This window comes from Sporosarcina sp. YIM B06819, from assembly GCF_033485175.1.
Lineage (GTDB): Bacteria > Bacillota > Bacilli > Bacillales_A > Planococcaceae > Sporosarcina.
Genome location: NZ_JAWLIQ010000060.1, coordinates 1 through 1,564, shown reverse-complemented (window position 1 = coordinate 1,564; position 1,564 = coordinate 1). Strand labels below are relative to the sequence as shown.

General features: G+C 54.1%; 1 rRNA gene. It reads left to right on the top strand.

Features of this window, described 5'->3' with window-relative positions:
* A 23S ribosomal RNA gene (locus R2B72_RS18470) occupies positions 1–1,533 on the top strand; the annotation flags it as partial.
* Positions 1,534–1,564 lie beyond the last annotated feature (31 nt).

Here is a 1,564-nt window from a genome sequence, read left to right as displayed (position 1 = left end):
GAGGCCGAAAGGCGTAGACGATGGATAACAGGTTGATATTCCTGTACCACCTCCCCGCCGTTTGAGTAATGGGGGGACGCAGTAGGATAGGGTGAGCGCACTGTTGGTTATGTGCGTCTAAGCAGTGAGGTGTGAAACGAGGCAAATCCCGTTTCTATAACATTGAGCTGTGATGGCGAGGAGATTTATCTCCGGAGTCCCTGATTTCACGCTGCCAAGAAAAGCCTCTAGCGAGGCGGGAGGTGCCCGTACCGCAAACCGACACAGGTAGGCGAGGAGAGAATCCTAAGGTGATCGAGAGAACTCTCGTTAAGGAACTCGGCAAAATGACCCCGTAACTTCGGGAGAAGGGGTGCTCTGGTAGGGTGTTAAAGCCCGAGAGAGCCGCAGTGAATAGGCCCAGGCGACTGTTTAGCAAAAACACAGGTCTCTGCAAAACCGTAAGGTGAAGTATAGGGGCTGACGCCTGCCCGGTGCTGGAAGGTTAAGAGGAGAGGTTAGCGCAAGCGAAGCTTTGAATTGAAGCCCCAGTAAACGGCGGCCGTAACTATAACGGTCCTAAGGTAGCGAAATTCCTTGTCGGGTAAGTTCCGACCCGCACGAAAGGCGTAACGATCTGGGCACTGTCTCAACGAGAGACTCGGTGAAATTATAATACCTGTGAAGATGCAGGTTACCCGCGACAGGACGGAAAGACCCCGTGGAGCTTTACTGTAACCTGATATTGAATTCCGGTGCAGCCTGTACAGGATAGGTAGGAGCCTAAGATTCCGGAGCGCCAGCTTCGGAGGAGGCGTTGGTGGGATACTACCCTGGCTGTATTGGACTTCTAACCCATGCCCCTTATCGGGGCAGGAGACAGTGTCAGGCGGACAGTTTGACTGGGGCGGTCGCCTCCTAAAGAGTAACGGAGGCGCCCAAAGGTTCCCTCAGAATGGTTGGACATCATTCGTAGAGTGCAAAGGCATAAGGGAGCTTGACTGCGAGACCTACAAGTCGAGCAGGGTCGAAAGACGGGCTTAGTGATCCGGTGGTTCCGCATGGAAGGGCCATCGCTCAACGGATAAAAGCTACCCCGGGGATAACAGGCTTATCTCCCCCAAGAGTCCACATCGACGGGGAGGTTTGGCACCTCGATGTCGGCTCATCGCATCCTGGGGCTGTAGTCGGTCCCAAGGGTTGGGCTGTTCGCCCATTAAAGCGGTACGCGAGCTGGGTTCAGAACGTCGTGAGACAGTTCGGTCCCTATCCGTCGCGGGCGCAGGAAATTTGAGAGGAGCTGTCCTTAGTACGAGAGGACCGGGATGGACACACCGCTGGTGTACCAGTTGTCTTGCCAAAGGCATCGCTGGGTAGCTATGTGTGGACGGGATAAATGCTGAAAGCATCTAAGCATGAAGCCCCCCTCGAGATGAGATTTCCCATTACGCAAGTAAGTAAGTTCCCTCAAAGAAGATGAGGTTGATAGGTCTGGGGTGGAAGCGCGGCGACGTGTGGAGCTGACAGATACTAATCGAACGAGGACTTAACCTTCTAGTAAAAAGGGCAGGTTGGCCCTGATTTG